Source organism: Haloarchaeobius amylolyticus (genome assembly GCF_026616195.1).
Classification (GTDB): Archaea; Halobacteriota; Halobacteria; order Halobacteriales; family Natrialbaceae; genus Haloarchaeobius; species Haloarchaeobius amylolyticus.
Map to the genome: position 1 here is coordinate 18,302 of NZ_JANHDH010000005.1, position 20,193 is coordinate 38,494.

The 20,193-nt window shown below is 53.7% G+C and carries 14 protein-coding genes and 1 pseudogene; 7 read left to right on the top strand and 8 right to left on the bottom strand.

Annotation, left to right across the window (positions count from 1 at the left end):
* Positions 1-174 precede the first annotated feature (174 nt).
* The gene (locus NOV86_RS22510) at positions 175-708 is read right to left on the bottom strand and encodes a hypothetical protein (protein ID WP_267644117.1); all 534 of its coding nucleotides are present in this window, start codon (positions 706-708) and stop codon (positions 175-177) included.
* Between NOV86_RS22510 and NOV86_RS22515 the strand changes: the two genes are divergently transcribed.
* From NOV86_RS22515 to NOV86_RS22525, 3 genes and pseudogenes are all read left to right on the top strand, one after another.
* Positions 707-1,498: a hypothetical protein gene (locus NOV86_RS22515; RefSeq protein ID WP_267644119.1), complete on the top strand. Its 792-nt coding sequence runs from the start codon at positions 707-709 to the stop codon at positions 1,496-1,498. The genes NOV86_RS22510 and NOV86_RS22515 overlap by 2 nt on opposite strands.
* Positions 1,499-1,844: 346 nt before the next feature.
* Positions 1,845-2,381, top strand: a pseudogene (locus NOV86_RS23355) (transcription initiation factor IIB); the annotation flags it as partial.
* A 245-nt stretch (positions 2,382-2,626) separates the two neighbouring features.
* The gene (locus NOV86_RS22525; RefSeq protein ID WP_267644120.1) at positions 2,627-3,640 is read left to right on the top strand and encodes a DUF6610 family protein; all 1,014 of its coding nucleotides are present in this window, start codon (positions 2,627-2,629) and stop codon (positions 3,638-3,640) included.
* Between the two features lie 160 nt (positions 3,641-3,800).
* Here NOV86_RS22525 and NOV86_RS22530 read toward each other — a convergent pair whose 3' ends face one another.
* Positions 3,801-4,313 carry a DUF8154 family protein gene (locus NOV86_RS22530; protein WP_267644121.1) on the bottom strand — a complete coding sequence of 171 codons (513 nt, stop codon included), beginning with the start codon at positions 4,311-4,313 and terminating at the stop codon, positions 3,801-3,803.
* A complete protein-coding gene (locus tag NOV86_RS22535; RefSeq protein WP_267644122.1) occupies positions 4,306-5,001 on the bottom strand; it encodes a nucleotidyltransferase domain-containing protein in 696 nt (231 codons plus the stop codon). The genes NOV86_RS22530 and NOV86_RS22535 overlap by 8 nt, the downstream gene beginning before the upstream one ends.
* A 467-nt stretch (positions 5,002-5,468) precedes the next feature.
* Between NOV86_RS22535 and NOV86_RS22540 the strand changes: the two genes are divergently transcribed.
* Together NOV86_RS22540 and NOV86_RS22545 are read left to right on the top strand one after the other, a co-directional pair.
* Complete coding sequence (locus NOV86_RS22540) at positions 5,469-5,783, top strand: DUF6788 family protein (protein WP_267644123.1); 315 nt, start codon at positions 5,469-5,471, stop codon at positions 5,781-5,783.
* 894 nt (positions 5,784-6,677) lie between these two features.
* Entirely contained in the window at positions 6,678-7,916 is a 1,239-nt protein-coding gene (locus NOV86_RS22545) for an orc1/cdc6 family replication initiation protein (RefSeq protein WP_267644124.1), read from the top strand.
* Positions 7,917-8,002: 86 nt separating this feature from the next.
* On the opposite strand, the gene NOV86_RS22550 is transcribed toward NOV86_RS22545, so the two are convergent.
* Positions 8,003-8,248, bottom strand: a complete 246-nt coding sequence (locus NOV86_RS22550; protein WP_267644125.1) for a hypothetical protein — start codon at positions 8,246-8,248, stop codon at positions 8,003-8,005.
* 298 nt (positions 8,249-8,546) lie between these two features.
* On the opposite strand from NOV86_RS22550, the gene NOV86_RS22555 reads away from it, so the two are divergent.
* On the top strand, positions 8,547-9,890 hold the full coding sequence (locus NOV86_RS22555; protein WP_267644126.1) for a DNA cytosine methyltransferase: 1,344 nt from the start codon (positions 8,547-8,549) through the stop codon (positions 9,888-9,890).
* A gap of 13 nt (positions 9,891-9,903) precedes the next feature.
* On the opposite strand, the gene NOV86_RS22560 is transcribed toward NOV86_RS22555, so the two are convergent.
* Together NOV86_RS22560 and NOV86_RS22565 are read right to left on the bottom strand one after the other, a co-directional pair.
* The gene (locus tag NOV86_RS22560; RefSeq protein WP_267644127.1) at positions 9,904-10,665 is read right to left on the bottom strand and encodes a CBS domain-containing protein; all 762 of its coding nucleotides are present in this window, start codon (positions 10,663-10,665) and stop codon (positions 9,904-9,906) included.
* 267 nt (positions 10,666-10,932) lie between these two features.
* Positions 10,933-13,875 (bottom strand): helicase-related protein, encoded by a 2,943-nt coding sequence (locus tag NOV86_RS22565; RefSeq protein WP_368408815.1) that lies wholly within the window; start codon positions 13,873-13,875, stop codon positions 10,933-10,935.
* A gap of 106 nt (positions 13,876-13,981) precedes the next feature.
* Here NOV86_RS22565 and NOV86_RS22570 point away from each other — a divergent pair, with 106 nt between their 5' ends.
* Complete coding sequence (locus tag NOV86_RS22570) at positions 13,982-15,028, top strand: HNH endonuclease (protein WP_267644129.1); 1,047 nt, start codon at positions 13,982-13,984, stop codon at positions 15,026-15,028.
* 58 nt (positions 15,029-15,086) lie between these two features.
* Here the strand turns inward: NOV86_RS22570 and NOV86_RS22575 are convergent, their stop codons facing one another.
* Both NOV86_RS22575 and NOV86_RS22580 read right to left on the bottom strand, forming a co-directional pair.
* The gene (locus NOV86_RS22575) at positions 15,087-15,638 is read right to left on the bottom strand and encodes a TATA-box-binding protein (RefSeq protein ID WP_267644130.1); all 552 of its coding nucleotides are present in this window, start codon (positions 15,636-15,638) and stop codon (positions 15,087-15,089) included.
* A gap of 126 nt (positions 15,639-15,764) precedes the next feature.
* Positions 15,765-20,078 carry an Eco57I restriction-modification methylase domain-containing protein gene (locus NOV86_RS22580; protein ID WP_267644131.1) on the bottom strand — a complete coding sequence of 1,438 codons (4,314 nt, stop codon included), beginning with the start codon at positions 20,076-20,078 and terminating at the stop codon, positions 15,765-15,767.
* Positions 20,079-20,193: the final 115 nt, after the last annotated feature.

Sequence of the window (20,193 nt, forward strand, 5' to 3'; positions counted from 1 at the left end):
AGAGTTGTTGGCGAAAGCTGTGAAGACCAATGTCCCTCCCAATGAGGAGGTATAAATTACAAAAACCTTCTTTGCCAATTGGACGAACATTAGTGCCAACTGACTTGATAGTTCCAGGTCCTATAATTGTATCCAAATCCAGTTAGAAGTGAAGATATAGTCTCGAACAGGCGCTCACAGAAGGGCTATTGTTTGATCTTCGAATATAAACAAGATAGCCCAGATTGTACCAGCGAAATCACCGTCCCTGACTACAAACTGAACTCGATCTATATCCATGACCTGAGTGGACCCTCCGTTGTCAGCCGACGGTAACTTCTTGAGTTGTTCCTGCAGTTCATACCCTGATCCAGTTTCAGTTGCTAATACCCCGCTCTCTTTCCCCTTATACTCATTTCCAAGGAAGATAGCGCGATAGCTGGAGTTTGAAGAACGAAATCGTATTTCGATCTCAGCGTCGTCATCTAACTGCTCAACATCAGCATTGATGTATACACTGCTTCTGGAAGCCTCAGAGATAGAAACCGGGATTTCACCGACTACTTCCCCATCAGCAACCGAGTCTTCGGTCGAAATCTTCAACCCAGAATTGTTGTTATTCTTGACATTATTGGCAGTGAGCTTGGCAGACCCACTTGACGAAACGGACAGGTCTGATGAATCAACCACCCCTGGCCGCTGGCTGGTCCTTCCGAGACACCCGGTCATGGAACCCAACACTGCTGCGGCGACCAGAAACTTTCGACGGCTTGTATTTTCAATTCCGACCATTGTGTTAGGAAATCTAGTAGCCGATGGATTAACCCCGGATAATATTTTACACCCTGAATTATATTATCAAGCAGAGTTTATTGAGCGGTATAATTTGGCGATGTCTGGCGATTCCACCGACTCACATCCAGCAAGGAAGATTGACCGAGGGGAGCTCAAAGGTAAGTTAGGTGAACTCAACGAGGATGTACCCGCATTGACTAGGAGAGTGCTCGCAACCGAGTTTCCTGAAGTTGAACCACAGACTGTGGGTAACAACTTAGACGAATTGGCAAATATCGGAGAAATTTGCAGATTCAACGATGGCGATACGAAACTCTACTGGTACCCCCGTGAACGCGACGAGGGTGGGACAGTCAAGTACAACGAACTTATCGACGATTCGATTGACTGGGGAGAAATCGACGTGACTACTGTTCCTAAACAGGTTGCCCAAGAAATCGCTGCCGAACGACTCCCATATTATCAACCCCGGAGCTTCTGGACTCAAACCACCTATGCCAGCCAACTCGGCGTGATGATCGCCTTCGGAATGGTCATACTGGGGATCGGTGGGCTCGTTGGCGGTACTCTAGGACTGGGACAGAACACTGCCGCTAGGATATTCCAAGCAGGGCTATGGCTGTCACTATTCGCAATGATCGGCTTCGTGATTTCGTTAGCCCTGGACAATCTTGCCGCACAAGATCGCGTTCCGGTGGATCCACTTTCGAAATTCCGGCGATAAGCATGGAGTGTCCCGCTGACGCGGTGAAAGATGGTCCGTGTAAACACCGGATAGTCGCAGCCATTCAACCTCAAGTCCCCGATATCGCGACGAAGATGTGAGCTGTCGCCGACGGAGGCGTCGGAACCGACAGAAATCGACTGGCAGGTCAATCTGGTGACGAAGACACAACGGAGTTCGATTGTGAGGACCTGGCCGACAACTTTCCATGCTAGGATTGCGTACGGAATGGCCGCCAAAATCTCCTTGAGTCGTTCAGCAGACGCCCGCACACAGCCTTAGTCTCGGCTGTTTATCTCCCCTGAGAGGGGTGCGGGGTGCAGACAAGACATCTCGCAAACTACCGATGGCGACGAGACACATCGACGACACTGGCTTCGGCGAAGACGTACCGAACAACAACACACCGTGTCCCGGGTGAAAGGGGCCAGGTGAGAACGAATGCAGTCGAGACAATCTGTAAGGATTGTGGACTCATCATCTACGAGCAGAAAATCGACTACGGACCGGAGTGACGATCGTTCGAAGACGACTAAGAAACCCCGAATCGTACAGGCGCACCACTCACCGTCACACGTCACGGCCGAGGACTATCGACGGATATCGGTCGCGGGAAAGATGCGAACGGGGACGAACTGTCTGTGCAAAAGCGTCAGGGACTGTCCCGAATGCGGCGGGAACAGAATCGTGGGCGGTTCCAGTCGAAAGCCGAACGAAGTCTCGCACATGGCTTGAGCGAAGTTCGAAGAACCGCGAGCGTCCTCAAACACTCGGATTCGATTCGTGACCAGGCGTGTCAACTGTTCCGGAGCGTTCAGAATGAAGACAGCTTTGAGACCGATCAATCGAGGTGATAGTTGCAGCAAGCGTCTACAGGGCCTGTCCAAGCGAGGCTTGGAACAGGCCACTCACACCATCGGGTTACTGCAGTCGATAAACCGTGTGAGCGCACCGTTATTGACACTCATCGATAGCGTTGCTATCGACTCGTTCCACAAATCTATATAAGGGCCAAAACAATTAACCAACAAGGTCAGAAACCACCGAGACTGTTGGTTAAGCCGCGTCGATGCCTGTTTTTCAGCCCCTGAAGGGTGCGGGGCGACATCGTCTCGCGGATGATCTCCTGTGTCCATACACAAGCTTCCAGAAGCAGGTAGCGACAGCACTTCGAAAACAATCGCTGATGCACGACAGGCAGACTACGTCGCGTTCCTCCACAGAGTTCCCTTCGCCATCGACGCCCTGAATCTCGGGTTTCTGACCGGATTTCGTGAAGATTGCTCGTACCAACAGCAGCGATTTGACCGACTTGACCTGCCTGTCGGGATGCTCGACAACGACTTCAGAAATCCCAACCTCAACCGGTACATCGAGCGCGTCTGTGAACACGAACCGAGAGTAGGCGTTATCGGTGACGCCTACGACGCCGCTAAAGCAGAGACGTACGTTCAGACCGTCAGGGAGCTCCAGGAGACAGTTCCAAAGACAGAGTTCATCATCGTCCCGAAATGCAGAGAAGCAATCGATGCGATTCCCGACGATATCGTCCTCGGGTACTCACGTGGTTACGCCGATATCCTAACGCACGAATTCTCGGACTTCATGGACTGGCGTGGTCGTCGCGTTCACATCCTCGGTGGAAGTCCGCCCAAACAACTCCACGTCATTGACCAGCTCACCCGGCCAACCCTCACGGGTGATTCTCCCGCTGACATCGTCGGACTTGACTGGAACGGTCTGCATCGCGGTGCGCAATTCGGTGAGTTCTGGACAGCGAACGGATGGAGCGCTGACGGTCGCGATGCGGATCACATGACGATACGAAAGACCGTCCGACACAGTCTCGGGCGGGTTCGTACGTTCTGGGAATCTCAGGGGGTCTGGCCGGAATCCACCTCTCCAGCGGAACGTCATCGTATCGAGTACCAAGGACCGTCCCCTGACGACCTTCGCAGCGATACCTGCTCTGAGTGCGGTGGAAGTGTCTGGTCGTCGGACCGCGCTCCCTACGTCGCTGAATACGACACCGGCGACATCTGTGGATACTGCAACTACGACTGCTACTTCTCCCACCGCCACCAGAACCGGCTCGAAGAAATCGTCGACGAGCGAAGCGTGTATCTCCCACCAGCCAGCTGAATCTTAACCAACGAATCTAAGTTTATGTCGATTGTGTTGGTTAACCCGACCGAGATCCATGCCCGACTCCCCGCCAGACCCACCAGAAGTGCTCCCGGACGACATCGGCACTGACCGGGCCTCCCGGCTTGACTGACTGGGACAGGCGTTCTCCGTGTGTTCAACCATTGCAGCAACACTCGTACGACTGCTGGCTAAAGTTCTTCACGTGCTCATGGATCGTTTCGGCAAGACTGAACATCATGTCGGCCTGCTCAGCGGTTGCAACCGTATCGCGATAATACGCTGCCGATCGATTATCCGTGTAGAGCGTCTGGAGACGGCGAGCCGTCTGCTCGGAGAAGACACCAAGCGCCGCGGCGCGGTTGTAGGCACGCGTATGGTTCTGAAAGTCGTTGACCGAGTCGTTCGACGCAGAGAGGGCGTAGAATTCCAGGGTCCGCTCGATGGCGGCGAACGACATTTCGATCACACTCGTATGGTAGCCATCGTGTTCACGGAGAGTGCGGCACGCATCGAGAAGACGGCATGCCTTTCGAAGCTGTATGACCGATGGTTGGTTCGCCTCCGGGTCGAGGTGTGCCTCGTAGTCGGGTTCACCGGTCGTGTAGCCGCCGAATGCGTCCTCAGCTCGATCCAGCGCGTTGAGTATAGCCGACGCATCCTCAGGCATTGGACAACACGTCCTTCTTGAGCTTCCGGAGCGCCTCGCTCTCGTGGAGCGTGATGGCATCCGTAAAAATATCTGTAAGGCGGTCAGCATAGCCCTGGGCCGACTCAATTGACTCAACCATCACCTGGAACTCGTATCGCTCCCCATCGAACCGTTCCTGACCGAGTTCCGTCGCGATTTCGTTCGCTCGATGCTGCTCGCCGCGGGAATCCGCGACCAACACCCACAGATCGATATCGCTCTGCCTGTCCGCCTGTCCGCGGGCAACGCTCCCGAACACGAGGACCCCTCGGACGTCGTCCAGTTCAGCCTGGAGTCGATCAAGTGCCGTTCGGATAGGCACGTGAAACTCCGGTTGCGGAACCCGAAGGACAGGATCATCCGGCTTGCTCACTCGGGTTCGATTGATCCCGACTGGCCGTCGATTGCCTTCGGACTCTGCAGTTACTAGGTCGTTGTCCTCGAGTACATCGACAGCACTCTTGATTGAATACGTCGAATGATCGGTGAGCCGGCTCAACTCGCGGATCGTGAACGTCTCGTATGGGTTATCGAGGAGCAGTCGAAGGATATCGTTTGTAGCTTTATGTCGAAAGAGCTCCGGATTCAGTGCCGGGACTGGAAGCTGAATAGCTGCTGCCTCGTTCGACCTTGAGGGCCCGTCATCCGAGCGATTCTGTTTTGCCATACCTAACACGTTTGCTCTAACAACACAGTATTTAAAGAATCTTGCGATGGACTACCAGGCAACCAACAAGGGACAGGGCGGTGGGAAGCTCAAGGAACACGGACTGAATCAGTCAGTCGAGAACGTCAAGGACGGGTTCGGCGAGTTTATAGCCGCTTAACCTGCCCCACCCCACTACTTCCAGTGTCTCAGCTGAGCTCCTTCTACCAATGAGCCGCAATCATTCTAGAATTACTAGAATAAGCTTAAGACAGATTGGCAAGAGCCGTAACGATATACTGTTGGGAACTAAGACGGTAACCCCCCGCGAAGCGGTGGGATGGTGTCGCTGTTTCTCTGAACACTGGAAGTAGTAGGGTGGGAGAGTATACATCGGTGATAAGAGAGGATCCGTAACGCTCAGCACCATCTTAACCAACAAATCTATCAAATCGGCGTCTGTGTTGGTTAACACGGGCCAAGTTAGTATGTCCTCCGACCCACCAACACCTCCACCGGAAGTTCCCGCCGGTATCATCGATACACTCGACGACTCTTCAGCTGAGAAACTCCAGTGCATTGCTTCATATGCCGAGGAACTCGCCGAGTACAAAGAACGAGAAGCGCATCTCGCAGAGGAAGCCGCCGAAAACGAACGTCGCGACGACCTGCCCGATGACGTTCCCTCGAAAGCAACGATTACCATCAAGGAGATCAACGACAACCGCTACTACTACTGGCAGTGGCGAGAAGGAGAGAAGATACGTTCAAAATACAAAGGACCAGTCGATTCGGGTAACTAGACCTCGTTTGTCGGTGAGATGGAGAGACGGTGTTTTACTGGAAATAGTGGTGTGGTGGCTGGCAATTCGGTTTCGCCAGCTCATCGGACACGAGTAAACGTCGATGCTACTCACGGTTAGTTATTAACCAACGAGTGAACAGTATTCCGCTCCACGTTGGTTAACCTACCCAGAGCGTCTGACGAGTGTCAGACCCCACCATTTCCACTAATACACTTACATGATGGGGCCAACGGGCCTAGCCACCCACTCTCCCCCCACTATTTCCAGTAAAACTAGTGGCGAAGGCCTCCCGAACTCTCTCATTAGTTTCTTTCACTAGAACCAGGCACAACAACAACACCGCTCTAGCTCTCCTACGGACTAGCTCAAACGCTATTAATATAAACTTTTCTCTAATTTAGAATTCCTTCTGACTAGGTGGCTCTCTTTCGTCGTGCTTTACTGGAAATAGTGGGGAGGGGGTGTTCCGCTCTTCCCGTCAACTGTCACCCTCCGCAGTCTAGCGATTCGGGTTCTCGACGACTATACTGGAAACATCGGGGTGTCTTGAGTATATAAAGAACCGTTTACTGGAAATACTGGAACCCTGTGGTTCTTTCCTCTCGTGACCAACCGCCTGGATTCACCGTGAATTACTGGAAACGGTGGGGTGGGTCGGTCAACCGTGAGGTGATGGTTTTACTGGAAATGGTGGGGTGAGGTTCCTCCTCGAGAGTCAGATCTGTCCGGGTTCTTTCCTCATGACAGTCAACACGACATTCTTCCAATTGACTGGAAACGGTGGGGTCAATATCGATTAGTGGAACTCTCACCCCATGGTGGTTATACTGGAAATAGCGGAAACGACGGTCGAAACAGTTATGATTCTAGCTTGAATCAGTCGAGCACAACATGACTCCCCGATTCCAGCCCGACGACACGCTCTACAAAAGACGGAATACACTCAAAGTCGAGTACGTTCCAGACGACATCGTCGGGCGGGATAACGAGATCGAGGAGTACGAAGCAGCCCTGCAGCCGATTATCAACGGTGAGTACCCCGACAACATCTTCATCTACGGCAAGACAGGCGTCGGCAAAACCGCCGTAACGAACTTCCTCCTGAACGAGCTTCTGGAATCGGCGGAGCATTTCGAAGTCGACCTCTCTGTCATCTCGGTCAACTGCGACGGTCTCAGCACGAGCTACCAGGCCGCGATTAGTCTGGTGAACAACCTCCGAGAACCTGAGCACCACATCGCCGAAACCGGTCACCCTCAATCCAAAGTCTATCGTCTGCTTTGGGATGAGCTCAACAAGCTCTCTGGGACCGTGATCATCGTTCTCGACGAGATTGACCACATTACGGACGACACGTTCCTCTACCAGATCACCCGTGCCGACAACAACGGATACATCGACAACATCCAGCTCGGCCTTGTCGGGATCAGTAACGACTCGACGTTCAGAGAGCAGCTCGACGCGAAGGTTCAGTCGTCGCTGTGTGAAACCGAGATTTCGTTCCCGCCGTACGGCACGGAAGAGCTCCAGAAGGTCCTCGAACAGCGGGCAGACATCGCGTTCCACGAGAGCGCACTCGAAGAGGGCGTGATTCCGCTGTGTGCAGCCCTCGGTCGCCAAGATGGTGGTGACGCCCGACGCGCGATTACACTCCTTCGGAAGGCGGGTGATCTTGCACGCACCGAGAACGCGGATTCAGTAACGACCGACCACGTCGAACGCGCCCAGGAGAAACTCGAGGCACAGCAGAGCATGGACATCATGCGCGACCTCACCGAACACGAGCAACTCACACTCTATGCACTGACCACGCTCGCTGCCGAGGACGCTACCCCTGCCCGGTCGCGGAGCGTCTACCAGCGCTACAAAGAACTCTGCGAGTTGCAGGGTCGAGATCCACGTACTGCTCGCCGGATGCGCAGCTTCTTATCCGACTTCGAGATCCTCAATCTGACCCTCTCGCACATGGAACACCGTGGTCAGGACGGCGGAACATACCGCGAGCACGAACTCAACCGGGACATCGCGACTGTCGTCGACGCGCTACAGACGATCATCAGCGAGTTCGGTGCCCACCGGAGTATCATCGAGTACCTCCCCGACTCTGGTGAAGAGTTCGCTGCGATGTAGTGTGGTGCCAGGGGTGCAAAGTTGGTTTATCTTGCCGAAACATTCGTCCACTACCCCACGAGTGAGGACTATGGGTCAAAAGACAGCTAAGAAAGTCGCTTGACAAACTGGTGAACTACTTCGCGGGCCTCAGCAAGGTTGACCGTGGAGTGAGAAAATTCAGAGCTGATGAGTTCTGTGAACCCGGGGCGGTGGTAATCAGGTCCGGCGGTCTCACTGGCTTCTACGTACCACTTCCCGTCGAGATACTGGAGCGAAACGACTCTAATCGGCACATCGGTACCCACGAGTGAAACATCCTCCAAATCCCATGAGTATTCATCATCGGACATCGCCCGAACCCACTGGTAACTGTCCTTGTCGAATTTTGTTCGTTCCCATCGGTGGTCGTTCTCTTCGATAGATTGAGGAGGAAGATTCACGTCATCTTCGGTCGATATACCCGAAATACTGGTCGGACCGGTTAAATAATGTAGGCCAGCTCGACCGACTTATGACTGCAATTACGACGCAGGTCAACCAACCAGATAACTAAATGTTTGAGTGACTCCCTTGGTCCCGCCACTGACTGCTCCAGAAGTATCCATAGTTCCGAACTGCTTTGCTGGTGCCCCCTCAATCCTACAAATAATGGAACGGCGGCCATCGGCAATTGATTTGTTTTGTGGAGCTGGAGGGTTCACACAGGGACTACTGAATGCAGGTTTCGATGTCTGCTGGGCAATTGACAGCGACACTGCTGCTGTAGAAACCTATCGACGAAATCACGGCGAGCATGTGCTCGGAAAAGATATTCGAGAGACGGATCCGGCGACGGATGGGCCAGACATTGAGCCGGGTACGCTTGACCTCGTCGCAGGTGGTCCACCGTGTCCATCGTTCTCTACTATTGGCCGGGCAAAACTTGGTTCGCTGGAAAACAGATCGACCGATGAAGACGACAGGAATGTCCTCTATCGCGACTTCCTCCGGTACGTCGACTATTTCGAGCCAGCTGCCTTCATAATGGAGAACGTTACTGGCCTGATCAGTGATACCGCAGTCATCGAAACAGACACGATTCAGCAGTCCCTGCCAACAGATTCTGCGTCCACTGGGGAACCGGTCGGCAAGGAAACCCCGGTCCCCGAGATCATCCTTGAGGAGATGGAAGCGCTCGGGTATCACGCTGACTGGGAAGTGATTGACGCAGCTGACTACGGGGTTCCTCAGCATCGAGAACGGGTTTTCTTCATCGGGGCACGTGAGGGCGACATACTTCCCGACCTACAGCAGTGGAAAACACACCGCGAACCGACGGACGAGAGGGAACGAAAAATGGGTGTCAGGAACACTCCCGGAGCGTTCAAAGAGTCCTCTCAGACCACGTTCGATACGGAGCCAGAAGTTCCACCTATTTCCCGAGAAAACACGGCCAGACGACCGTATGTGACGGTTGCGGACGCAATCATGGATCTGCCTCCGGTCTCACCTGATGGAGAGATGCCGCCGAAAGAAGCAACGGAATACACCCTCCCTCCGGTGTCACCATATCAGGAATGGCTACGTGATATCCCGGAAGATGAAGACTGGGACGATCAAACGCTCCGGAACCACAGTTGTCGGTGGCACAACCATTTGGACCTCTCCATCTACAAATTGCTTGGGCACGGTGTCGGATGGAATATTGGGGACGTAAGCCAGGAGCTCCAGCCTTACCGCGATGATGTCTTCCCAGACAAGTACAAGAAACAGAACCCCTCTAGGCCAGCATCAACCATTCTGGCGCATATTCAGAAGGACGGTCACATGTTTATCCACCCCACAGAAGCACGATCGTTGACTGTCCGAGAGGCCGCGCGGTTACAGTCATTTCGTGACTCGTACTGGTTCCCCGAGAGCCGGACAAACGCGTATCGACTTGTCGGCAACGCTGTTCCACCACGGTTGGCGCACGCTGTAGGCCATGCGATTAGAGAAGAAGTTCTTGAGTGATGTCTCGGGGGCTCTACCGAGGACGCGGATTATCGGCGACAGCGGTGATGTATCCGTGAGCAAACTCGATTATATCGAGATCCAATTCGCTTCGGTCTTCGATGCGGAAGTGGAAGAGACGATTGCGGTGTTCTCCAATACTGCTGACCAGCTGTCGGACGAAATCCTGCCGCTCGTGAAAGAATTCGTCGAACCCGTCATCCCAGTTTTTCGAAAATAGAAACTCGTAGTGACTGAAGCTGCACTCATCGAGGCTCTCAACGAGACGTAGATGACCAGAATCCGAAGATAGATTTTTCAACACTCCTGGAACCTCATCGCCATACACATCCTGAATGATGCTACGGATGGCGTTCTCAATTCCTTCAATCAACAGAAAGGGCTGGGTTGATTTCCTCCAGAACTCGCGGATGTCGTAGTCGGTGACAATTCTGTATCCGTCTGGGGAGTCCACGAGCACGTATGAGCGTTCGCCAAGAATACTGAACAGAGTATTGAACTCGTCGTCGTGGTCGACGATTCGTGGTTTTTCAACCGCGAGTTCGGCTGTCCGGTTGCTCAGCCTCTTCGGCGCGTCAAACAGTTCGTCAGTCGCAAGCAAGGCTCTCGAAATCGACTGATACGATACGGCCCCGATGAGTTCACCACCGCGGGTGATTCCAACCTGAGAGTACTGCTGTGCCAGCATCAGTTCGATCACGTCCCGAAGGCTTGTCTCCGCAGTAACCGTCTCAAAAGAGGGAGCGTCGATCTCACCAACCGTATCAAACACCATAGGGGTACACATGAACCCCTTTCAGAAAAATATGAGCGGGTGCCTGATAGAGTCGTCCTGGATGAGCTACAAAAGCAACTGATCAATGCGTTCATCTACCGTTTAACCGGAAATGACCAATTCGCGAAGATGACCTGTCTGGCCCGCACGACTTGGCAGTACTCTCGCAAGACCTTGTTCAGACGAGTATCTGAGTTGCAACGATTTCATATGCGATTGCGCGTGGAATGCGTCAAATAGAGTCCACCGGACAACCGGGTTCTGTGGCTAATTCTCGAAGGCGTCGATAACGACGGCCATGTTGATGAGCTCTAGTTCGTCAGGAATTACCTGTTCCTCCTCTTCAAGTCTCGCTATCTCCGAATCTCGTTCTTTCTTTAATTCCTTGAGCTGGCTCTGTGCCTTCGCGAGGACGATACGCATGTCTTCATTCGGCTTCGTGTCGCGCTCTTCGAAACGCTCGATCCGGTCTTCGATATCGTCGATACGGTACTCGAAGTATTTTTGTGTATGCTCCCGCCGAATGCGCGCTTCTCGCTGCCGGTTTTCTCGTGCCTCGGCTGCCAGACCCTCTATGACCTCCCATGCGACAGTCTCCGCCCGGTCCACGAGCTCGTCAGAACACGTAGAAATCGCTCCGACAGCGGGATAATCGTTGGCGGCGGAAGGTGGGAGACCACCTGTGATGTTGATGTCCCCGGTCTTCTCAACGCCGTCTGGTGTCACGTAGACTTGGACGAGGCGCTCAGTGACCGTCTCGCCAGTCCCCGAGAGGTATCCGACCCGGAAGTGACAGAGCAGGCCCGGTGTTTCCAGGTCTCTGCCTCCCGTTAGAACGGCGGTCTGTCCCCCGACCACATCACTGTCAAGACAGAACTGCATCATCGACCGTACGACCGGATGGTCGAGGGCGATGAATTCGAGTGACTCGTCCTCGACTGCGTTCTTCCGGTCGAACGTCGAAGCATCGTACCGGTCCTTCACTTCGCCCCCCGAGATGGGGTCCGGAACGACGAGGTCGAATATCTCACCACCGTCCTCGGCGGGGCCGGACCGTACGTTGACAATCCGACCACCGAACTCGTTGCACACGGTCCGGACGAGGTACTCCACGTCTGCCTCGCTGATCGTGTCCTCTGCACTCTCGTCGATGATGTCGAGGATCTCTCGGTCCTCCTCACTCAGGTCAAATCGGTCACGGATGAGCAGTTCTTCGTCGACGCGGCGAACGGCCTCCTCCTGATCTTCGACAATCGCATCGAGGTCAGCAGCAATCGAATCCGCCCCGTCCTTCTGCGTGATGGCGGTCATGATCTGCTCCTCGAGGTCGACGTTCTCCAGCACCAGTCCGAGGACATCAGAACTCATGCCCAGAGTTTCCTCGATCTCGTCGAGTTTGCTCAGCAGAAGCTCAAGGATGTCGCTCTCCCGTGTATCGTCGACGAACAGGTTCCGGATCTCGACCGTGCGTTCCTGCCCGTAGCGGTGGAGTCGACCGATGCGCTGGTCGATTCGCGTCGGATTCCACGGGAGGTCGTAGTTGACCATGATGTGCGCGAACTGGAGGTTCAGCCCCTCCCGGGCCGCGTCCGTCGCGAGCATGATGTTGGCCTCCTTCTCGAACTTCTTCAGCTGGCGTCTCCGCTCGGGCTGTGAGAGGTCGCCGTAGACTTGAGCGACGTCGTGCTCGCTGAACAGCCGGTCTCTGAGGTATTCTAGTGTGTCCGTGTACTCGGTGAAGATGAGGACCTTCTCGTCTGGGTCCTCGGCTAGGACGCCGTCGACGAACTCGCGGAGCTGTTCGGCCTTGGAGTCGACGTCGATCGCCTTCGCCTGGTTGTACAGGTCCCGGACGATTTGCAACTCCTGTTTGACCTTCGCCGGGTCACTCGATGCCGCCACACTCCCGAGCTCCTCCTCGACCTTCTCCCGCTGCGCGTCGGTCAGCATATCGGGGTCCTCGCGATACTGCGGGAGGAGACTCTTCGTGATTTGCGATAGGTCTCCCGGGTCTGCACCACCGGCCTGGATGGATTTCATCCGGTTCTTGAGCGACTTCCTGATGGCGTGAATCGACGAAACGAGCCGCTTCTGGTAGAGGACCATCGCGAAGCCCGCGGTGTCGTTGTCCTCCCTGTGGGCGAGATTGTAGTGCTCGGTGATGTACTCGGTGACGTTCTCGTAGAGCTCCCGTTCCTCGGGTGTAAACGTGACCGGCAGCGTCTCGATGTTCTTCTCTGGGAACATCTTCGAGCCGTCGGACTCGTACATCTCGCTCTTCAGCCGACGGATCATCAGGTCCCGCAGGCCCTCCTTGTTGACGTCGTGCTCGTCACGGAAGCGGTAGGGATCAAGCAGGGAGATCATGAAGTAAAACTGGTCGCGTTTCCCCTTGTGCGGCGTCCCGGTGAGGAAGAGAAGCCCATCCGAGTTCTGTGACACCGCCTCGCCGACGCGGTAGCGCTCGGTCCTGTTGATCCCGCGCTTGCCCTCACGGCGGGCTGTGAGGTGGTGAGATTCGTCGAAGATTGCGATATCCCACTCTTCGTCCAGATTCTCCAGCGCCGCGAGCATATCGTCCTGCTTGGCGAAGTCGATGGAGGTGATGATACGGTCGTCGTGTGTCCAGACATTTTTGTTCGGGTGGGCACCGCGCTTCGCGTCGACGTAGTCGCGGTCGTACACGACGTAGTTGCTGTCGAACTTCTCGCGGAGTTCCTCCTGCCACTGGGTCGTGAGGGGTGCAGGAGCGACGATCAGCACCCTGTCGGCCTGTCCACGGGCGGCGAGTTCCTCGATGACGATGGCGGCCTCGATGGTCTTGCCGAGACCGACCTCGTCACCGATTAGATACCGATGATCGTACGAGGTGAGAATCTCGTAGGCGGCCTTCACCTGGTGTGGTGCGATGTCGATGCGGCTGCTCTCCAGTGTGACGAACCGGTCCTGCCGATGGGCCAGATCGAGTTCCGCAGCCCGCGACCGGAGGTTGAAACGGTCGGGCGCGTCGAACTCGCGGTTCGCCAGTAACGTGTCGCTCCCCTCCACTTTGTCAACGACCGCGCTGGGGCGCTTGGTCTGTCCACTGTCGGTCAGAATCGTGAGCAGACACTGGCCACTCGGGCGGTGGTTGGCCTTTGCAATTTCGCCATTACCACCCGCGAAACTTACGCGGTCACCGACTTCGAATCCACATTCGCAACTGGTCACTGATAGGTACGATGTGACTCTCGGATTTAATGTCTTTGCGGATAAAAGTCGCCACAGTGCACCCGGTGTCTCGAATGACCACTCACACTCCCCCATCCCGAGAACCATGAACAGGGCCTTCAGAATTGGCGAGCGATACCGAGACAAGGGGAGCTACAGGAATCCAGACGACCAGTTCCTGCGCTGGATCCGGGGACCGCTGAGCAGTGGCATCAAAAATACGGGTGGCATTCGCGACTTAGGGACGGACCGCAGTGACACTCCCGCGGCACTGGTACTCGTCTCGAACGACAAGGGCGTCTCTCAGCACGACGACCCGTGGGAGGACACGCTTGCCGTCGATTCGGGATACATCAGCTACTGGGGCGACGCCAAGGCAGAGAACCCCTACGACGAGTCGAAACAGAACGAGAAGATCAAGGACGCGTTCGACAGGAAAGCGTCCGGTCGGCGTGAGGAGGTCCCGCCAGTTCTTGTGTTTCGGAAACCAGAGTCCGGTGTCGTAGAGTTCTGTGGACTCTGCGTTCCCGACCATCTCGAGATCCGTTCGTATCAGGACGACTCGGGCGCACAGATTCCGAACTATTTCTTCCATTTCTCGATCCTCAACACGCAGTCAGTACCTGTTTCCTGGCTCCACGACCGTGCACGGACGAACAGTTCTGAGAACGCCCCCGAGGTGTGGAAGCAGTGGGTGCGGACCGGGGACGTCAAGCAGTGGCCGACCGGAGAATTGCTCGACTCTGTCGGGGGGACTATCCGTCGCTACGAGCAACCGGAAGTTGTCGTGAGCGACGCGTTCAGGGCTGAAACGTTTGAGCGGTACGGGAAGGCGTGTACGATGACCGGCATCCGAGAAGAAGCCCTGCTCGACCTGGCACACGTGTTGCCCCGGAGCCAGCGACCAGAACTCGCCGAGCATCCGGAGAACGTGTTCGTGCTAAACTCGCTCCATCACCGGGCGTTCGACGCCGGTCTATTTACCTTGGATACTGATTACAGGATACGGGTCAGTCCGACATTCGATCCCGGCCATCCGTTTCTCAGGGAAACTATAGTCGAACAACAAGGAGATCAGCTGTCATTACCACCGGGGGTCCGGTTAGGACTAGGGTTCATCGAGGACCTGAACGCAGATCTGGGTTGGTTGTAATTCACCTTATATTGAGCTTTTGAAAACACGTAAATACACCATAAGATTGAATAGACCCTTAGATACCATTGTTTTTTAACGTATCATCGATCTCATCATAAGCGTCCTCGAGCACTTCTAAGTCTGGATCGCCATCTATAACCACAGATCCGGAAGCGAACAATATAGCAAACCAGTCTCTATTCTTTGGCCGATAAAACAAGCCCGGGAATTGTTCGGGTTCATATTCAGTTTCATCAAGTCCCAAAGAAACCGCTGCGGTGGAGAGATCGAGGGGTCGCTCTAGGTTCCCCGTTGTAACAAAGAATCGTATCTCTATGGAAGGTTCAATCTCAAGCCCGGTAATCGATTCCAGTTCATCACAAAATCTTTGGAATGTCAGGTTAGTTTCTTGGACAGATTTACCACCAGCTATACTGAATTTCCCAGAACGGAATAACATAATTGTCGGGTCAAACTCATGAGATCTTAGTACTATTGCGGCATACGATTCGGGTTCATACTGAATATCGAATTTTTCAAATTCAGCTGTCGATACCGAATGGAGATCAATCTCCGTCCCGATGGCACCACCTCCTACTACATTTTTGATGGTTAGTTTCTCACTCATCGTTGTCTAGTGTGAAAATCACAGAACCCACAGAGCTTTTTGAACCATGGATAATATCAGACGATACAATTCAAATATAAATGCAAATCAAGTTTGCTCAAGTGTTTATAGAGAGTTCAAATTGCATCAACTGTTCTTTAGTGACTCTTCAATAATAGACCGTTGGTCGTCATCAATTCCATATGCAGTATAAACCATGTCATCAATAATCTCTTCTGACTCCATTTGACGCTCTTCAAGTTTGTTGTGTTTAGATTTAGCCTGTAAAAATTGGTCCAACCCCTTCGATATGTCTTCAATCTCCGGTAGCGTTAGTTTCTCTAGGCGATCTATCAATGAGTTTGTTTTCGTCGCGGTTTCGCGAAAGCTGGCGAATCCGTTACCTTGTTCTACTGCATACGGCACAAACTCTAGAACAAGTTCTTCCACTTTGTCGTCAGCTCCCACGAACTCCAGTGCCGGGATAAAATCTGTTTCTGTGTATCCCCAACGGTCAGTCTCATAACCTTCTTTGTCCTCAGGCTTATATCGAGCTGTAACATTGAGTGATATTTTTGAGCCATGGTCTACAATTTCACAATCGCCAATACGTAGGTTTTCTCGCTTTTCTGCTGTATCTACTAGAATCGTATCATTCACTCCAGTGGCTGGCTGGAATGAGGCTAAGTCCCCTAAACTGTCTCCCCATTGATAATTGCCCAAATAGTCCGGTAGAGAGGTGTTGATCTCTCTTTTGTTTTCAATTGTCGAGATTATATCTTCAGTCAGTGATATTAGGCCTTGCTCAAGCGAATCACTTTCATTAAGTAACTGGTGGTCAGAGGCCATCTCGATAGGCTCACTGAGCTTTTTGCCACATATGGGTAAAATCTCAAGGTATCGTTTCGCGTAGGAGTAATACCCTCCGCGGAATCGAGAAGTTTCTTTCTTTAGTGTCCAGTCTAAAAGAGAGCTATTGAGTAACGCGAGGAGTGCCGGGTAGCTCAACTTGTCCTTATCCACAGTTATTCCATAACCGCCAGCAGTCCCGCCGCCGACGAATGTTATCAGCCCTTTCCGATCCAGGGCTAAGGACGCTTCTTTAGCAAGGACCTGTGTGAGGAGTTTCGGAGATTCGAACTTATCTAGGTTTTGTGGCCTTCCATATTGCCACCAAGTTGTTTCATCGACACCAGAACGGTCAATCAGTCGATCGCGATTTTGAGAAAGGTATTTCCATGTCTTTGGATATTTGCTTTCCATCTCTTGTTTAGTAATAAGCGAGTACTCTCCTTTCTCAGAGTCAGTATTGTATGGGAAAATGACACGGGAATCGTATTGTGTAATAGTCCACTTTTGCATATCTTGACCCCGGAGCAGAGGCTTCGTAATCTCCTTTTCAATTTCAATTTCTTCGCCAATCTCTTTTGAATAGGCTTCTATAGTGTCCCCAGTTTCATCAATTACGTCCAGAATATAGACCGGATCAGCACTAGTTTGTAGACCTACGAAAATAGTATCTGTGAAATCTTCCAAAACGGGGAAATCATCTAGATAGTCCAGTATTTTTCTTTCACCGGGGAGTGCGAAAACCCAAGGAGAGCTATCCAGTCGGTCGATAGATTCAGTGTATGAATACAGGTCATCGCGGATGACCTGATCCGATGACCGAACTTCCCTTAGCTGGTCAACAGTTCCGTCTAAATCCAATATTTCTGCATAACGGAAGCTCTCATTTTCTGTTTTTTGCAGAAATAGTAACACCGTGTAAGTACTAGCTCCGGGGAATACCTGTTGATCCCCAAAGTCAATTAATTCATAAACTGCCCTGTTTTTGGCGAGATACTCTCGCAAATTTTCACCATATTCACCTTGAATCCATTTCTTTGTTTCAATAAACCCGAACAGGCCATCCTCTCGGAGAAGTTCATATCCTGCCTCAGTAAATGGAACCGCTAAATCGTAGTTCTGGTGAGTCGTGTCATAATATGTGTCAAGATATTCGGCTAACGACTTGTCTGTCTTTTTGAGATTCTGAATACGTACGTAAGGGGGATTACCGATAATAGCATCGAAGCCAGCGATTTTAGCATCGTCTCCCTCACTTGTATAGAATACCTCTGGATATTCGAGCTTCCAGTGGAAATAGTTGTGATCCTTTGCCCATTCTTGAGCATCCCCAAACCACTGCATTTGCTCAATATTTTTCCACTTTTCGTCATCCTCTAGAGCTGCTGCCATCCGCTCATACGCATCCGAGGGTAGATTGTCCAGACCGAACCTCTCTGCGGTATGAACATTTGTCATAGATTCCAGTCGTTGGCGGAGCTTGTTTTGCTCGAACTCGTCGTATTTCGCCTCCATCAGCTTGACGTCGGCGAGATCCTGATTCTCGATAGAAACAAATTCCTGATATATATGCATAAGTTGTTCAATAGTTCCCTTCCGAGCGATTCCAAACTCGGCTAGAGTTGTGTTCCCATCGGTACCTCCGCTCTCCGACTCTAGTTCTTCGATCTCCTCGATGTTACTCCCCACGAGAGAGTTTCCAGTCTTGAGGTGATGATCGAGGAACGCTAATGGTTGTTCGGCAGCGAGCGTCCGAAGCCATAGAGAAACCTTTGCGAGTTCCGTTGCGAGCGGGTTCAGGTCAACGCCATAGATACACCGCTGGGCAACCTTCCTCCGCGCCCAGTTGATATCCCGGAGTTCACCTTCTTCAGTCCGGGGGTCGCTAATCGCGTCGTCGTCGCCCCGCTTGACTGCCTGCTGGTCCTGCCGCTCCTGCGCGTCGATAATCTCACGGGCGAGATAGTCAACAGCGTTCACGAGGAAGTGCCCGCTCCCCATCGCCGGGTCGAGTACCTTGAGGTCGAACACACGGTCGGCGAACTCCCCGGCAAAGCCACCCTGCTTGTATGATTCAGTCCCGACCAGATCCTCCCGGATACCGTCGACGAGTGGCCCAAGTGTCTCGTCGACGATGTATTCGACGACGTACTCCGGCGTGTAGTAGGAACCAGTGGCCTTCCGCTCCCCAGCGTCCGTACGGAGGTACACATCACCTTCCGCAACCTCGATATCGTCACCGTCGCCGGCAGGCGAGTACTCGCCGTCGTCGACCGTCAGTGGCTCGTCGGCAACGTCGAGTTTGTACTCCAGCAGTCCCTCGTAGATCGACCCGAGGTGGCGTTCGTCTAGTGAGGAGTAGTCGACGAAGACCTGGCCGTCGCCCTCGTCGGCGTCACGACGGGTCAGGAGGTCGATCACCTCTGCGAGGTGCGCGTCGTCAGCCTCGTGGCTCGCGAGGAACTGTGCCTCCGCGCTGTCGTCCGGGTCGGGGGTGGTTCGGAACAGCCCACCGTTGTAGGCCGGGATGTAGAGCTGGTCCTTCGGGATGTTCTTCCCCTGGCTTCCCTGGTCGATGAGGACGAAAAGTTCCTCGAGCCGGTCCCAGAGGTGCGTCTGGAAGGTCTGGTAGTGTTGCTGCGTCTCGTCGCGGTTGTCCGCGACCGTCTGCTTCAGCTCGTTCAGGCTGTAGCTATCACTGTAGATGTCGTTGCCAGTGGGGAGGAGGTCGCGTCCCTCACTCTCTGCGTACAGAACGAAGATGAGCCGGTACAGGTAGATGAGCGAACTGTCGTGGATCAGCGACAGGTCGTCCTCGTCGAGGTCGTCGTTCGTGTCGAGGAACCCCTCCGCGAGAACGCGGATGGCCTCGTAGATGTTGTTCTGGAGGTCTTCCCCGATCGCTTCCGCGAAGACGCTGGATTCGTCGTAGACGTCGTCGAGGAAACAGTCTCCTGACCGGTCAGGTAGGAAGGCCTGCTGTCGGAAGAAGAGATAGAAGTCTTTGAAATCCTCGATGCCACCCTCCCCTTCGACGACCTCGAAGAGTTCGGGCAGGTCGATCTCGTAGTAGGAGTCCAGGCGGTGACTCGTCGGCCCGTAGTAGAGCCGCCACTGCTTCCCGTTCGTCAGGACTGCCCACTGGGGTGGGGTCTCCTGAAGGTAGGCGTGAATCTGGTAGCTCGGGTTCTCGAAGTCGCGTTTCTCCTCGCCACGGGTGTCGAGCTTCCGACCCCATCGCTTGGCGTCCGCAACGGCGATGGCCTCCTCGTAGAAGTCTTCCCGGTCGAATGCCGCGTCCGCGGCGTCTGCACTCGGGAAGAAGCCGTAGTCCGGGCGACGGGCGTTCCGCATGACCGTCTCCTCAATTTCGAACGGAATCCCGAGAATGTCGAAGACAGGGCGAATGAAATTGCGCTCCAGCTGAGCCTCGTTGTAATCCTCGACCCGGTCCTGTTTGTCTTCCCAGAGTTCGTTGATCTCGTCGTACGCTTCACGGACCTCGGCCTCGCCAACTTCCTGCCAGGGCTCTGTCTGCCGGAGATGCTCCGTGAGGTAGTGGTTGGAAAAGAGGTCCCGATTCGTGCGATAGGGGTGAGATTGCTGAGACATGTGTGCTGAACTGATGGCGTCATGGCGTCGCCATCTGTGAATATTCAGACAGGCACATTCCTGCCCTATAACAGTTAGTGAAAAACGGGTGTCGAACGAATTTGACTCTGGCTCT

What these genes read in the sequence shown, in the direction of transcription:
- NOV86_RS22515 (WP_267644119.1), top strand. Translation starts at nt 707, where the DNA reads ATGGAACCCAACACTGCTGCGGCGACCAGAAACTTTCGACGGCTTGTA.
- NOV86_RS22510 (WP_267644117.1), bottom strand. Translation starts at nt 708, where the DNA reads ATGACCGGGTGTCTCGGAAGGACCAGCCAGCGGCCAGGGGTGGTTGAT.
- NOV86_RS22530 (WP_267644121.1), bottom strand. Translation starts at nt 4,313, where the DNA reads ATGCCTGAGGATGCGTCGGCTATACTCAACGCGCTGGATCGAGCTGAG.
- NOV86_RS22535 (WP_267644122.1), bottom strand. Translation starts at nt 5,001, where the DNA reads ATGGCAAAACAGAATCGCTCGGATGACGGGCCCTCAAGGTCGAACGAG.
- NOV86_RS22540 (WP_267644123.1), top strand. Translation starts at nt 5,469, where the DNA reads ATGTCCTCCGACCCACCAACACCTCCACCGGAAGTTCCCGCCGGTATC.
- NOV86_RS22545 (WP_267644124.1), top strand. Translation starts at nt 6,678, where the DNA reads ATGACTCCCCGATTCCAGCCCGACGACACGCTCTACAAAAGACGGAAT.
- NOV86_RS22550 (WP_267644125.1), bottom strand. Translation starts at nt 8,248, where the DNA reads ATGTCCGATGATGAATACTCATGGGATTTGGAGGATGTTTCACTCGTG.
- NOV86_RS22555 (WP_267644126.1), top strand. Translation starts at nt 8,547, where the DNA reads ATGGAACGGCGGCCATCGGCAATTGATTTGTTTTGTGGAGCTGGAGGG.
- NOV86_RS22560 (WP_267644127.1), bottom strand. Translation starts at nt 10,665, where the DNA reads ATGGTGTTTGATACGGTTGGTGAGATCGACGCTCCCTCTTTTGAGACG.
- NOV86_RS22570 (WP_267644129.1), top strand. Translation starts at nt 13,982, where the DNA reads ATGAACAGGGCCTTCAGAATTGGCGAGCGATACCGAGACAAGGGGAGC.
- NOV86_RS22575 (WP_267644130.1), bottom strand. Translation starts at nt 15,638, where the DNA reads ATGAGTGAGAAACTAACCATCAAAAATGTAGTAGGAGGTGGTGCCATC.
- NOV86_RS22580 (WP_267644131.1), bottom strand. Translation starts at nt 20,078, where the DNA reads ATGTCTCAGCAATCTCACCCCTATCGCACGAATCGGGACCTCTTTTCC.